16 protein-coding genes are annotated in these 14,467 nt (G+C 36.1%); all 16 read left to right on the top strand.

Annotated features, from left to right (window positions below):
- Positions 1 to 8 precede the first annotated feature (8 nt).
- On the top strand, positions 9 to 452 hold the full coding sequence (locus PQF83_RS12280) for a GatB/YqeY domain-containing protein (protein WP_000054571.1): 444 nt from the start codon (positions 9 to 11) through the stop codon (positions 450 to 452).
- A gap of 107 nt (positions 453 to 559) precedes the next feature.
- Positions 560 to 853 carry a sporulation protein YqfC gene (gene yqfC / locus PQF83_RS12275; RefSeq protein ID WP_000732266.1) on the top strand — a complete coding sequence of 98 codons (294 nt, stop codon included), beginning with the start codon at positions 560 to 562 and terminating at the stop codon, positions 851 to 853.
- Between the two features lie 296 nt (positions 854 to 1,149).
- The gene (gene yqfD / locus PQF83_RS12270) at positions 1,150 to 2,349 is read left to right on the top strand and encodes a sporulation protein YqfD (RefSeq protein ID WP_000792485.1); all 1,200 of its coding nucleotides are present in this window, start codon (positions 1,150 to 1,152) and stop codon (positions 2,347 to 2,349) included.
- 3 nt (positions 2,350 to 2,352) lie between these two features.
- Positions 2,353 to 3,312 (top strand): PhoH family protein, encoded by a 960-nt coding sequence (locus PQF83_RS12265; protein WP_000840514.1) that lies wholly within the window; start codon positions 2,353 to 2,355, stop codon positions 3,310 to 3,312.
- Between the two features lie 193 nt (positions 3,313 to 3,505).
- Positions 3,506 to 5,650, top strand: a complete 2,145-nt coding sequence (locus PQF83_RS12260; protein ID WP_000946451.1) for an HD family phosphohydrolase — start codon at positions 3,506 to 3,508, stop codon at positions 5,648 to 5,650.
- Positions 5,647 to 6,117: an rRNA maturation RNase YbeY gene (gene ybeY, locus PQF83_RS12255; protein WP_000054692.1), complete on the top strand. Its 471-nt coding sequence runs from the start codon at positions 5,647 to 5,649 to the stop codon at positions 6,115 to 6,117. The genes PQF83_RS12260 and ybeY overlap by 4 nt, the downstream gene beginning before the upstream one ends.
- Positions 6,114 to 6,467 (top strand): diacylglycerol kinase family protein, encoded by a 354-nt coding sequence (locus tag PQF83_RS12250; protein WP_000715482.1) that lies wholly within the window; start codon positions 6,114 to 6,116, stop codon positions 6,465 to 6,467. Before ybeY ends, PQF83_RS12250 begins: the two co-directional genes overlap by 4 nt.
- A gap of 99 nt (positions 6,468 to 6,566) precedes the next feature.
- The gene (locus tag PQF83_RS12245) at positions 6,567 to 6,965 is read left to right on the top strand and encodes a cytidine deaminase (RefSeq protein ID WP_001014347.1); all 399 of its coding nucleotides are present in this window, start codon (positions 6,567 to 6,569) and stop codon (positions 6,963 to 6,965) included.
- Positions 6,958 to 7,863, top strand: a complete 906-nt coding sequence (gene era / locus PQF83_RS12240) for a GTPase Era (RefSeq protein WP_001080241.1) — start codon at positions 6,958 to 6,960, stop codon at positions 7,861 to 7,863. Before PQF83_RS12245 ends, era begins: the two co-directional genes overlap by 8 nt.
- A gap of 176 nt (positions 7,864 to 8,039) precedes the next feature.
- Positions 8,040 to 8,183, top strand: a complete 144-nt coding sequence (locus tag PQF83_RS12235) for a YqzL family protein (RefSeq protein WP_000883924.1) — start codon at positions 8,040 to 8,042, stop codon at positions 8,181 to 8,183.
- A gap of 33 nt (positions 8,184 to 8,216) precedes the next feature.
- Positions 8,217 to 8,963, top strand: a complete 747-nt coding sequence (gene recO, locus PQF83_RS12230) for a DNA repair protein RecO (protein WP_000487010.1) — start codon at positions 8,217 to 8,219, stop codon at positions 8,961 to 8,963.
- Between the two features lie 107 nt (positions 8,964 to 9,070).
- Entirely contained in the window at positions 9,071 to 9,703 is a 633-nt protein-coding gene (locus PQF83_RS12225) for a helix-turn-helix transcriptional regulator (RefSeq protein ID WP_000583759.1), read from the top strand.
- Positions 9,704 to 9,732: 29 nt separating this feature from the next.
- On the top strand, positions 9,733 to 10,545 hold the full coding sequence (locus PQF83_RS12220) for a pyruvate, water dikinase regulatory protein (protein WP_000368943.1): 813 nt from the start codon (positions 9,733 to 9,735) through the stop codon (positions 10,543 to 10,545).
- A 47-nt stretch (positions 10,546 to 10,592) separates the two neighbouring features.
- Positions 10,593 to 10,724 (top strand): hypothetical protein, encoded by a 132-nt coding sequence (locus PQF83_RS12215; RefSeq protein ID WP_001110543.1) that lies wholly within the window; start codon positions 10,593 to 10,595, stop codon positions 10,722 to 10,724.
- A gap of 672 nt (positions 10,725 to 11,396) precedes the next feature.
- A complete protein-coding gene (gene dnaG, locus PQF83_RS12210; protein ID WP_000528216.1) occupies positions 11,397 to 13,193 on the top strand; it encodes a DNA primase in 1,797 nt (598 codons plus the stop codon).
- Positions 13,194 to 13,252: 59 nt separating this feature from the next.
- On the top strand, positions 13,253 to 14,380 hold the full coding sequence (gene rpoD / locus PQF83_RS12205; protein ID WP_000764060.1) for an RNA polymerase sigma factor RpoD: 1,128 nt from the start codon (positions 13,253 to 13,255) through the stop codon (positions 14,378 to 14,380).
- Positions 14,381 to 14,467 lie beyond the last annotated feature (87 nt).

Genomic DNA, 14,467 nt, shown 5'->3' with positions numbered 1-14,467 from the left:
TGTAAGTTATGAGTCTTCTCGGTCGTTTAAACGATGATATGAAACAAGCGATGAAGAATAAACAAAAAGAAAAATTAACCGTCATTCGTATGGTTAAGGCTGCTTTACAAAATGAAGGTATTAAACTACAGCATACTCTTACTGAAGAAGAGGAACTAACAGTTTTAGCTCGTGAAGTAAAACAGCATAAGGACTCCCTCCTTGAATTTAAAAAAGCTGGTCGTGAAGACCTTGTTAATAAACTGCAAAGTGAAATTCAGATTTTAAGCGCATATTTGCCGGAGCAATTAACGGAAGAAGAGCTAGTTGATATAATCAAGCAAGTTATTTCTGAAGTTGGTGCGACGTCTAAAGCAGATATGGGTAAGGTGATGACTGCTGTTATGCCGAAAGTAAAAGGTAAAACAGATGGATCGCTTGTGAATAAGCTGGTTATCCAGCTATTAGCATAAAAAAACGTCTCATTTCGTATGAGACGTTTTTTTATGCTTTTTTCAGTTTGGACGTGATATTACAAGCTCTTTTTTCATACATATGGGATGAGAGGGGGTCTTTTGGGATGAAAAAATTAGAACAAATGAAGAATTGGTTAACGAAGCAAATAGACCTACCAGTGGATGTGCTAATGGATCTACCTCGGATCACGCTTGTTGGGCAAGTGCATATCTATATAGAAAATCATCGAGGTTTATTAGTGTTTTCAGATAAAGAAGTAAGATTGTTGTTAAAACATGGTCAGTTATTGATTAAGGGGCAGTCCTTTGTTATTAAAACAATCCTTCCGGAAGAACTTTTGCTTGAAGGGATAATTGAGCAAGTGACGTTTTTAGAAGACGAACAGAAAGAGAAGTAAGGGAAACTTCCGTATGTGAAGTTTTTCTTCTTTATTCTAATGATTTGTCCCTACTATTTAAGTTTATCCCGCTTTAATGGGCAGTAAGCCCCCGCCTCAAAATTCAGCGAAAGCAAAGAAGTTAGGTGGGGGTCGGGCTATCCATTAAAGTCCAATTGGTGAGGGCTGATTAAAGTCTCACTTTATCCCGCTATTTATGGAAAATAAAACTCTTTATTTCATTTTCGTACGAGCTATTTTGCTAATTAAAGTGAAAAGTAGTGTGTCTACTTTTGGAAAGGTAGTGAAGGTAGTAGATGAAAAATAAATGGTTTATAAAGTGGCTTGGATATGTGAAGGTACGAATTGAAGGTAGAGGAGCGGAGCGGTTTGTTAACGAATGTGTGCGTAGAAAATTATTAGTTTGGGACGTTAAGAAAATTGCCGATGAAACGTTAGTCTTTTGTATGCTATTACGAGATGTGAAAAAAATAAAGCCGATTTATAGAAAAAATGAGTGTAAACTATATTTTATTGGGCGTTACGGTTTTCCATTTTGGAATAAGCGCTTAATTAAAAATAGTGGATTCTTAATTGGTTTTTTAATTTTCTTCTTTGGTATGATTGCATTATCGAATATGGTTTGGAAAATTGAAATTACAGGAGCGAAACCTGAAACAGAATATATATTGATGAAAGAATTGGACAAAATGGGTATTAAAAAAGGAAAATTACAATTCCAAATGCCTAGTGTAGAAGATGTACAACGTCATTTGACGGACAATATTAATGCGATTACTTGGGCAGGACTAGAAGTAAGGGGAACGACGTACCATTTTAAAATTGTTGAAAAAAATGAGCCGAAAAAAGAAAAAGAACAAAGGCCGCAAAATTTAGTGGCAAAAAAAGAAGCGATTGTTACAAAAACATTTGTTGAAGTTGGAAAACCAGTCGTTTTAAAAAATGATCATGTAGAAAAAGGGCAGCTTCTCGTATCAGGGATATACGGTAATGAGGAGAGTCCAACCATTGTTTCGGCGAAAGGTATTGTATATGGAGAAACGTGGTACACCTCTGAGGTGAATGTACCACTCAAGACGCAATTTCAAGTATATACTGGTAATACGTATAATGAGCATTACCTTACATTTGGGAGTACAAAAATAAAAATATGGGGATTTCAGCATGATAAGTATAAACGTTCTCGTACGGAAAGTGTAAAACATGATGTGAAATTATTTGGTTTTACACTGCCGATTGCATATGAAAAAGATGTAGTGCGAGAAGAGGAAGAGGCGAACCGAGAATATACAGAAAAACAGGCAATGAAAGTAGCGAAAGAAATGGCCGAAAAAGAACTAAAGAAAAAATTGGATGAACATGCTATGATTGTAAGTGATAAGATTTTGAGTAAAGAGGTTGAGGCGGATCAACTAAAAGTCACTTTGCATTATACTGTGATTGAAAATATTGCAGAGCCACAACCAATATCCGAATCCGATATTCAAGGAGACTGAGTAATGGCAGAACAATTAGTAGAAATGAACCAACAATTGGAAAATACTAACGAAGCAATCGCTCTTTTTGGAGTCAATGATGCTCATTTGAAAGTAATTGAACGGGAACTGAATGTATCAATCGTAACTAGAGGTGAAACTGTTCATGCATCTGGAGCAGTTGAAACTGTGACACTCGTAGAAAAAATCTTACAACAACTACTTGTTGTTATTCGAAAAGGTGTGTTAATTACAGAAAGAGATGTTGCGTATGCAATTCAGCTCGCACAACAAGGGAAAATTGCTCAATTTGAAGAGTTATATGAAGAAGAAATCTTTAAAACGGCAAAAGGTAAATCCATTCGTGTAAAAACGATGGGACAAAGAAGATATATTCATGCAATGAAGAAAAATGATATTGTATTTGGAATAGGACCTGCCGGGACTGGGAAAACATACTTAGCTGTAGTAATGGCTGTAAGAGCTTTAAAGCAAGGGTATGTAAAGAAAATCATTTTAACGAGACCGGCTGTAGAAGCTGGAGAAAGTTTAGGATTTTTACCAGGTGATTTGAAAGAGAAGGTAGATCCGTACTTACGTCCATTGTATGATGCTCTGCACGATATTCTTGGACAAGAATATACGCAGCGTATGATGGAGAGAGGTGTAATTGAAATCGCGCCTCTTGCTTATATGAGAGGACGTACGCTCGATGATTCATTTGTTATTTTAGATGAAGCGCAAAATACAACGGGTGCACAAATAAAAATGTTTTTAACTAGATTAGGTTTTAGTTCTAAAATGGTTATTACGGGGGACCCTTCACAAGTAGACTTACCAAAGGGGGTAAAATCAGGGCTTACGCTAGCCGCTAACATTTTATCTGGTGTATCAGGTCTTTCATTCATTACGTTAGAACAAACGGACGTTGTAAGGCATCCACTGGTACAACGTATTATTGAGGCATATGATAAAATGGAATGATCCTATTTGTCAGGATCATTTCTTTTTGTATTAAGGTTGGCGAACGGCATATTTTTTACTATCATAAAAGATAAGAGAAATAAACTATAGGTACTGGTGTATAAAAATGTTACCTAAAAGTATCGTTGGCTAGAAGAAATGAAAGCTATAAATAGTTTCACTTTATTTCTAGAGAGGAGAAGGTATTGAAATCATGTTAAGATCTCAAGAAATTTCTAAGTGGTTTCGTAATTTACAACATTCGAAAAAACTAAGTTGGATTTCTTACGTTTTATTAGGAGCAGTGCTGTTTTTCGCACTTATGAATAATGTGAAACCAGAGCAATTAGATGTTGATATGTATTCTATTGCGAAAAAAACAATTCATTCTCCTATTAAAATTGAAGATAAGGTTATAACGGAAAGAAAAAAACAAGAGGCCGCTCAAAAAGTCGGGGATCAATATACATATAGAAGTGAATATAAACAAAATAGAGTAGATATTGTAAATGATGTTTTTGCTAAGGTGAATGAAGTAATTCAGGAGATGAAAGCTGCTGGACCTGAAGAGCAAAAAAAGATGACCGATGCGAATAAATTAGAAAAGTTGAAGAAGAAGTTGCCATCTAATTTAACGAAGGAATTATCGGATGAGAATTTATTATACTTTATTAATGCAGAACCGGATCAATTAGAATTAGCAAAGAATGCGGCTTTAACGTCTGTTAGCGTTATCATGGGTGGAAATATTAAAATGTCCGAAGAAATGGCAGCGAAAGAGCGATTTGTTAATGAAATGAAAAGCCTGAATGTGAATAGCGGATTGAAAGAAGCTGTGAATGCGCTAGGATCATATGCGATTACAGCAAATTATTTCTATGACCCGGCTGTAACGAAAGAGAAGAAGAAAGCAGAAGAAGATTTAGTTCCACCTGTTTATATTCTTCAAGGACAAGTTATTGTTAGAGAAGGTGAAACAATTTCAAGTGATATGTATAATCAGTTGAAATTAGTCGGTTTATTAGAAAAAGGTAATAGTTTTCAGCCTTATGTTGGATTAGCGGTGCTCATTGGTGTGTTACTATACTTTATGCATAAACAGTTTGAAGTATTTTTACAGCGGAAAAGAGAAGACAAACCGTACATTTTAGCGTATATTACAATTTTGTCTATCACGATTGTTTTAATGAAAATTATTAGTTTGTTTCAAAAGCTTGAATATGCAGGAATTGCGTATGTTGTCCCAGTTGCGATGGGAACGATACTTGTAAAACTAATGATTGGCGATCGATTTGTATTTTTAACAAGTATGATTTTTTCTGTGTGCGGAAGTATTATGTTTAATGAAGGAGTAACAAGTACACTAAATTATAGTGTAGGCATTTATGTGTTATTAAGTTCATTATCAGTGAGCATTTTCTTAAGAGAAAAAAATCGTCGTACGATGATTTTACAAGCTGGTATACTCGTTTCAATCTTAAATGTAGTCGTCTTGGCGGCGTTATTATTATTACGTAATGGGAATTTTTCGCCTCTTGAAATTGGTACCCAATTATTAATGGCTTCCCTTTCAGGAATTATCTCATCCGTTTTGGCTATGGGGATATTACCATATTTAGAAAGTGGACTTGGAATTGTATCAAGTATGAAGCTTATGGAATTATCAAGTCCGAATCATCCGCTGTTGCGTAGAATTTTATTAGAAGCGCCAGGGACATATCACCATAGTGTAATGGTAGCGAATCTTTCTGAGGCGGCTTGTGAAGCAGTTGGAGCAAATGGTGTATTAGCGCGTGTAGGGGCTTACTATCATGATGTAGGAAAAACAGTACAACCACAATTCTTTATTGAAAACCAGATGGGAATTGAAAATCCGCATGATAAATTAGATCCTGTGACGAGTAAAGATATTATCATTGGTCATGTAACCGATGGAGTAAAGATGCTCGAAGAATACCATATTCCGCAAGAAATTATCGATATTGCTGGACAACACCATGGTACAACGCTCCTGAAATATTTTTATTATAAGGCGATTAAAGAAGATAAAGAAAAATATACAGAAGAGATGTTCCGTTATCCGGGATCAAAAGCAACTTCTAAAGAATCGGCAATCGTTGGTATTGCGGATAGTGTTGAGGCAGCGGTACGTTCTATGAATCACCCAACGCCAGATCAAATTAATAATTTAGTACAAAGTATTATTAAAGATCGCCTGCAGGATGGGCAATTTAGTGAATGTGATTTGACATTTAAGGAACTACAAATCGTTGGAAAAACGTTATGTGAAACGTTAAATGGTATTTTCCATTCGCGTATTACATATCCGGAACCACCGGAAGATAAGGAGAAAGAATGAGTTTATTAATTGATTTCATTGATGAAACAGAAGAAGTGAAAGAAGAGTATGTGAATTTAATTCGTGAGATATTAGGAAAAGCAGCTCAAATGGAAAAAATAGAGGATGGTGCAGAGTTATCAGTAACATTTGTAGATAACGAACGCATTCGCGAGATTAATCGTGATTACCGAGATAAGGATCAGCCTACTGATGTCATTTCTTTTGCTATGGAAGAAATGGGAGAAGGAGAAATGGAAATTGTAGGTGTAGAGATGCCGCGTATGTTAGGTGATCTTATTATTTCTATTCCGAGAGCGAAAGAACAAGCTGAAGAGTATGGACATTCTTTTGATCGTGAACTTGGCTTTTTAGCGTTACATGGCTTTTTACATTTACTTGGTTATGACCACATGACAGAAGAGGATGAAAAAGAAATGTTCGGAAGACAAAAAGAAATTTTAGAAGCATTTGGATTAGGACGATGAAAAAAGGAAAACTTATAGATAGTTTTGGGTATGCTATAGTCGGTATATTCTTTTGTCTTCGTCATGAACGAAATATGAAAATTCATTATTTAGCCGCAGTTGTTGTTATATGCTGCGGCTTTTATTTCCATATTACAAAAGTAGAATGGATGGTATTACTTATTGTAATAGGAATTGTAATGAGTTTAGAGATGGTAAATACGGCTGTGGAAAAAACAGTAGATTTAGCGACTACCGATATACATCCGTTTGCGAAAGTCGCAAAGGATGTCGCGGCGGGAGCGGTTTTATTGTTTGCGATAATAGCCGTTATAATTGGTGCTATTATCTTTTTACCGTATGTGGTATAGTTGCATTCCAAAGCTTTTCTTAAGCTTTGAAGGTGCCGTAAAGGCCTTTAATAAGAGAGTGTATCTATTCACAGCTGTGAACAGGAAGGATGCGGGAATATGAATGGTCAACAATTAATTCAAGAAGCAATCGAAGCGCGTAAACAAGCGTACGTACCATATTCTAAATTTCAAGTAGGTGCAGCATTATTAACGCAGGATGGAAAAGTATATCGTGGATGTAATGTTGAGAATGCTTCATATGGCTTATGTAACTGTGCAGAAAGAACAGCTTTATTTAAGGCGGTTTCTGAAGGAGATAAAGAGTTTGTAGCTATCGCAATTGTGGCGGATACGAAGCGTCCAGTACCTCCTTGTGGAGCATGTCGACAAGTTATGGTAGAATTATGTAAACAGGATACGAAAGTATACCTATCAAATTTACATGGTGACGTTCAAGAGACAACAGTCGGGGAATTGTTACCAGGAGCATTTTTAGCGGAGGATTTACATGAATAGAAAAGGTTATAAATCAGGTTTTGTCTCTATTATTGGCAGACCGAATGTTGGGAAATCTACATTTTTAAATCGTATTATTGGTCAAAAAATTGCTATTATGAGTGACAAGCCACAAACAACTCGTAATAAAATTCAAGGTGTATATACAGAAAATGATTCACAAGTAATTTTTATTGATACACCAGGAATACATAAACCGAAACATAAACTAGGCGACTTCATGGTGAAGATGGCGCAAACGACATTAAAAGAAGTTGATATCGTTCTATTTATGGTGAATGCTGTTGAAGGCTTTGGTCGTGGTGAAGAATTCATCATCGAGAAGTTAAAAGAAACGAAACAACCAGTATTTTTAGTTATTAATAAAATTGACCAAGTTCACCCAGAACAATTATTAGAGCTAATTGATCAATATCGCAAATTACATGACTTTGCAGAAATCGTACCAATTTCTGCATTAGACGGTAATAACGTAGAGGCCCTAATTGGTACAATTAAAAAGTATTTACCGGAAGGACCACAATACTACCCAGATAATCAAGTAACGGATCATCCGGAGAGATTTATTATTGCAGAGCTTATTCGTGAGAAAGTACTACATTTAACACGTGAAGAAGTGCCGCATTCTGTAGCTGTTGTTATCGATGCAATTCAAAAACGTGAGGGCGGGGCAGTTTATATTAATGCAACGATTGTTGTGGAACGTCCGTCGCAAAAAGGGATTATTATCGGAAAACAAGGGAAGATGTTAAAAGAAGTCGGTAAGCGAGCTCGTTTTGATATTGAAGCATTACTTGGTTCTAAAGTATTTTTAGAAGTATGGGTAAAAGTGCAAAAAGATTGGCGTAATAAAATGTCTCAGCTTCGTGACCTTGGTTTCCGCGAAGACGAGTATTAAAATAGAGTAAAGCTGTAATCAGCGGATGTTTTGTTCATCCGCTGATTATTGGTTTTTACGAGTTTTGATAAATTAGGAAAAATTTTTCTCACATGAAAATGGACAAAATGGGTCAATTTAATAACAACAAAGGAAATTGGTTTATAGGCTACGCTTATTGAGAAAGGTGGATTCTTATGCTAGATTTTACCTGGAAGTTTTTCTCCAAAACAGGAAGCATTGAGACGTATTTGCTTTTGAAAGAAATGGAAAAAGACGTAAACGATGAGATGGATCAACATGAAGAGGAGCTAGCGCATCTAGACTCTCCAATTTCTTGACCCGTTTTGTTCAAACCTTGGATGGTGACGAACATGTTTCAAAAAGTTGAGGGCATCGTTATCCGTACGACAGATTACGGAGAAACGAACAAGATTGTTACAATATTCTCAAGAGAATTGGGTAAGGTAAGTGCAATGGCAAGAGGAGCGAAAAAACCGAAAAGCCGGTTAGCATCTGTTTCGCAACTTATGACACATGGTCATTTTCTTATTCAAATGGGATCTGGACTTGGAACTTTGCAACAAGGCGAGATTATTTCAACTATGAAAGAAATTCGCGAGGATATATTTTTAACTGCTTATGCATCATTTATTGTTGAGTTAACTGATAAAGCAACAGAAGATAAAAAACATAATCCATATTTATTTGAAATGTTATATCAAACGTTGCATTATATGTGTGAGGGTGTTGATCCAGAAGTATTATCATTAATTTATCAAACGAAAATGCTTCCGGTATTAGGGATGCGCCCGTACTTTGATACATGTGCGATTTGTCATCAAGAAACAGATTTTGTCGCCTTCTCTGTTAGGGAGGGCGGTTTTCTGTGCTCACGTCATGCTGAGCAAGATCAGTATCGTATACCAGTGGGGGAAGCCGTTCATAAATTATTACGTCTTTTCTACCACTTCGATTTACATAGACTTGGCAATGTATCAGTGAAGGATAGCACAAAAAAACAAATGCGTTTAGTATTGAATACATATTATGATGAATATTGCGGGATTTATTTGAAATCAAGACGTTTCTTAGAACAACTTGATAAGTTTCAAATATAATTTGGGGCCGTATACGGTCCTTTTTACATCCTTTCTTTTTCGAATAGCATATTTAGTATATAATATTTAAGAGATAGTATAACTTTTTTCGTTGTGCATTAAAGGTGGTGATTATCATAGAGCTGAATAAACGGCAAGAACATATCATTCAGATTGTAAAAGATCACGGTCCTATTACAGGGGAGTCAATTGCTGCGCAATTGGGATTAACACGTGCAACGCTAAGACCAGACTTAGCAATTTTAACGATGGCTGGTTATTTAGAAGCACGTCCACGCGTAGGTTATTTTTATACGGGTAAAACTGGGGGGCAGTTATTATCTGAAGCTGTTAAGAAAATTAAAGTACAAGATTATCAATCTAGACCGGTTGTAATTGATAAAAATGTATCGGTATACGATGCGATTTGTACTATGTTTTTAGAGGATGTAGGTACATTATTCGTTGTAGATCAATCGACTCTATTAGTAGGCGTTGTATCTCGTAAAGATTTATTACGAGCTAGCTTAGGGAAGCAGGATTTAACCTCACTTCCGGTTAATATTATCATGACAAGGATGCCAAACATTGCGATGTGTCGTAGAGAAGATTCTTTATATGATATTGCGATGGAATTAATAGAAAGACAGATTGATGCGATGCCAGTTGTAAAAGATACGAAACAAGGTTTAGAAGTGGTTGGACGAATTACAAAAACAAATATTACACGTGCGTTTGTAAACTTAGTAAATAACGAATAAGTGTAATTTGTTTAAAGTGAGGTAATGTAATGGATAATAAAATCGTATATGTCGTATCTGACTCTGTAGGAGAAACGGCTGATTTGGTTGTTCGAGCAGCAATGGGGCAATTCCCATTTGCTCCTGATATTAGACGTGTGCCGTATGTAGAAGATACAGGGACATTAAAAGAAGTGATTTCGATTGCTAAGAGCAATCAAGCACTTATTTGTTTTACGTTAGTAAAGCCTGACATGCGCCAATATTTAGTGACAGAGGCTGCAAAAGAAGGTGTAGAGGCATATGATATTATTGGTCCTCTAATCGATCAAATTGAAGAAATTACCGGGCAAGTGCCTAGATATGAGCCTGGTGTTGTTCGTAGGTTAGATGAAGAATACTTTAAAAAGATTGAAGCGATTGAGTTTGCTGTGAAGTATGATGATGGTAGAGATGCACGTGGTATTTTAAAAGCAGATATCGTGTTAATTGGGATTTCGCGCACATCAAAAACACCACTTTCTCAATATTTAGCTCATAACAAACGTTTGAAAGTTGCCAACGTACCACTAGTACCAGAAGTAGATCCGCCTGAAGAATTATATCAAGTGGCTAAAGAAAAATGCTTCGGTTTGAAAATTACGCCAGAGAAGTTAAATCATATTCGAAAAGAGCGATTGAAATCACTTGGACTAAGTGATGGAGCAACATATGCCAATATTAATCGTATTAAAGAAGAGATTGATCACTTTGAGAATGTAGTTAGTAAAATAAATTGTCAAGTAATTGATGTATCGAACAAAGCGATTGAAGAAACAGCTAACATTATTGTGAATGCAGTGCAAAACCAAAAAATGTTTTAGCACATTTACCAAAGGTGAATGTGCTTTTTTCGCTCGTGAGAAACACAGTGCCTGCTGATTTCGTAATAGATGATAGCGAAGTGGTTATGCTTATATTTTTCGGTCTTTTTATTATGCTAAAGGTAGGGTTTCGCTATCCTGAAATAGAAGATGAAAAAATAAAGGGATATGTAGCGTAGTTGAAGAAAATATATTATAATAAAAAATTGTGATAAAAACCTATATTTTACGTTTAGACTTTAATTTTTCAGAATAAACTAGGGATAGGATTTAAGAAATGACATGTAATTACGTTAAATCGACAAAATCTATACAAGAAAACGCACATTATGGAAGGATTCGCAGAAGGGATGTAGAATACAGAAATATGCAAAACATCAATATGGTATGAGTTGATGCAGATGCATATACTGTGAAGGCTGACAATTGTGCGAGCTGGAACGAAATTTCATGTCAAAATTTTGTTTGTCACATCGTATGCTCATCGTTTAAGGAAGCAGCGAGGGAATTTGGATCTATGTAGATGCTGAATAAGCAAAAGTTGATTTCTTTATATGTATCAACATGCAAAAAACAGATCTCGTGATCACATAGGATATGATGCTTGCTAGTCTTCTTATGAAAAAGTGCATATGTATTGTCTCCATGAGGTACATTTGTAATAGATGAGCAAATGGATACAATTTTATATAGTAGGTACGTATCTGCGAAGTTACGCAGAAAAGGGTCTGCAAAATCGCTTGATAACGTGATCGACAACATTTTCTAATAAGTTTAGAAAAAATATTGTCGAATTATAAAGGAATTTTTTAATTTATATCGAATACAAAATACGACACGGAGATGGAGTTATGGGGAACAGAATTCCTGAAGAAGTTGTTGAACAAATTCGGACATCATCCGATATTGTCGAAGTGATTGGTGAATACGTTCAACTTAGAAAACAGGGACGTAACTATTTCGGCCTTTGTCCGTTTCATGGTGAGAATTCTCCTTCATTCTCTGTTTCATCTGACAAGCAAATTTTTCATTGCTTCGGATGTGGAGAAGGTGGAAATGTATTTTCCTTTCTAATGAAAATGGAAGGACTGGCTTTTACCGAAGCTGTTCAAAAGCTAGGTGAAAGAAATGGAATTGCGGTTGCAGAGTATACATCAGGGCAAGGACAACAAGAAGACATATCTGATGACACTGTCATCATGCAACAGGCTCATGAACTTTTGAAAAAGTATTATCATCATTTATTAGTAAATACAGAAGAAGGAAATGAAGCACTTTCGTATTTGTTAAAACGTGGTATTACAAAAGAGATGATTGAGAAGTTTGAAATTGGTTATGCGTCACCTGCTTGGGATGCAGCAACGAAAATCTTACAAAAAAGAGGTTTATCGCTATCAAGTATGGAACAAGCTGGTCTTCTCATAAGAAGCGAGAAGGATGGTAGTCATTATGATCGCTTCCGTGGAAGAGTTATGTTTCCAATCTATACGTTACAAGGTAAAGTGATAGCGTTTAGTGGAAGGGCATTAGGAGATGACACTCCGAAATATTTAAATAGCCCAGAAACACCAATTTTTCACAAAAGTAAATTGTTGTATAACTTCCACCAAGCGAGGCCGTTTATTAGAAAACGTGGGCAAGTGGTCCTTTTTGAAGGGTATGCTGACGTACTAGCTGCGGTAAAAAGTGGTGTGGAAGAAGCTGTTGCGACAATGGGAACAGCTTTAACTGAAGAACAAGCAAAACTTCTGCGACGTAACGTTGAAACTGTTGTTCTTTGCTATGATGGTGATAAAGCAGGGCGAGAAGCGACGATGAAAGCAGGGCAATTATTGTTGCAAGTTGGTTGCCAAGTGAAAGTTACATCCTTGCCAGATAAGCTTGATCCTGATGAATATGTGCAACAATATGGGACAACTGCTTTTGAAAATCTTGTGAAATCAAGTATAAGTTTTGTTGGTTTTAAAATAAATTATTTGCGTTTAGGGAAAAATTTGCAAGATGAGTCGGGCAAAGAAGAGTATGTGAAAAGTGTTTTAAAAGAGTTATCGTTGTTACAGGATGCGATGCAGGCAGAATCATATTTGAAGTCATTATCGCAAGAATTTTCGTATTCAATGGAAACACTTTTGAATCAATTGCACCAATATCGCAAAGAACAAAAGGTACAGCAAAAACAAGTAAAGCAGGTTTCTAAGCCGTCTCAAATTGTTCAAACAAAACCGAAGTTAACAGGTTTTGAAAGGGCAGAAAGAGAAATTATTTACCATATGTTGCAAAGTCCAGAAGTGGCCGTTCGTATGGAATCCCACATAGAAGATTTTCATACAGAAGAACATAAAGGGATTTTATATGAACTATACGCATATTATGAAAAGGGAAATGAACCTTCAGTCGGAACATTTTTAAGTTGGCTCTCTGATGAAAAGTTGAAAAATATTATTACTGATATTTCGACGGATGAATTTATTAATCCAGAATACACAGAAGAAGTGTTACAAGGCCATTTGGAGACGCTTAGACGTCATCAAGAAAAACTTGAAAAGATGGAAATCATCTTCAAGATAAAACAAATGGAAAAAACAGATCCTGTAGAGGCTGCTAAATATTATGTAGCATATTTACAAAATCAAAAAGCGAGAAAATAGCTTTTTTGATAAATTTTTAGTATAATGAATGTTTGTATCTCGCGTAAGGAGGGGAACAGATGGCTGACAAACCAGCTCGTTCTAAACAAATTGAAACTGAAATGACCCTTGAGCAAGTGAAAGAACAACTCACTGAGCTCGGAAAAAAACGTGGCGTTCTTACATATGAAGAGATTGCAGAACGCATGAATGGATTTGAAATTGAATCCGATCAAATGGATGAATACTATGAATATTTAGGTGAACAAGGGATTGACTTAGTTGGCGACAATGACAACGACGAAGGCCCTAATAATCGCCAAATAGCAAAATCGGAAGAAGAATTCGACCTCAATGATTTAAGTGTACCACCAGGGGTTAAAATCAACGATCCTGTTCGTATGTATTTAAAAGAAATTGGTCGTGTAGATTTACTATCTGCAGAAGAAGAAATTCGACTTGCAACGCGTATTGAAGAAGGCGATGAAGAAGCGAAACGTCGTCTTGCAGAAGCAAACTTACGTCTTGTAGTAAGTATTGCAAAGCGCTACGTGGGCCGTGGTATGCTTTTCTTAGACTTAATCCAAGAAGGGAATATGGGTCTAATTAAAGCGGTTGAAAAGTTCGATTATCGTAAAGGTTTCAAATTTAGTACGTATGCAACTTGGTGGATTCGCCAAGCAATTACACGTGCGATTGCAGACCAAGCAAGAACAATTCGTATCCCAGTTCATATGGTTGAAACGATTAATAAGTTAATTCGTGTACAACGTCAATTATTACAAGATTTAGGACGTGAACCATCTCCTGAAGAGATTGGTGAAGAAATGGATCTTGCTCCAGAAAAAGTACGTGAAATCTTGAAAATTGCACAGGAGCCAGTTTCTCTTGAAACACCGATTGGTGAAGAAGATGACTCCCATTTAGGTGATTTCATTGAAGACCAAGAAGCAACATCGCCTGCGGACCATGCAGCGTATGAATTGCTAAAAGAACAATTAGAAGATGTGTTAGATACACTAACAGATCGTGAAGAAAATGTTCTACGTCTTCGTTTTGGTTTAGATGATGGACGAACTCGTACGCTTGAAGAAGTTGGGAAAGTATTCGGCGTAACGAGAGAACGTATCCGTCAAATTGAAGCAAAAGCACTTCGTAAATTGAGACATCCAAGCCGTAGTAAGCGTCTTAAGGATTTCTTAGAATAGGCTACCTTTAAGTTTACTTCACTTTTGTGAAGTAAACTTTTTTATTTTGTTAATTTTTGTTAAACTTTAGCTGTCAGCAACGATTAC

Origin of the sequence: Bacillus sp. FF-1 (genome assembly GCF_028548245.1) — a bacterium.
GTDB classification, from domain to species: domain Bacteria; phylum Bacillota; class Bacilli; order Bacillales; family Bacillaceae_G; genus Bacillus_A; species Bacillus_A paranthracis.
Note: the sequence above shows the minus strand (reverse complement) of the source record. Positions and strands in the feature narration are given on the sequence as shown.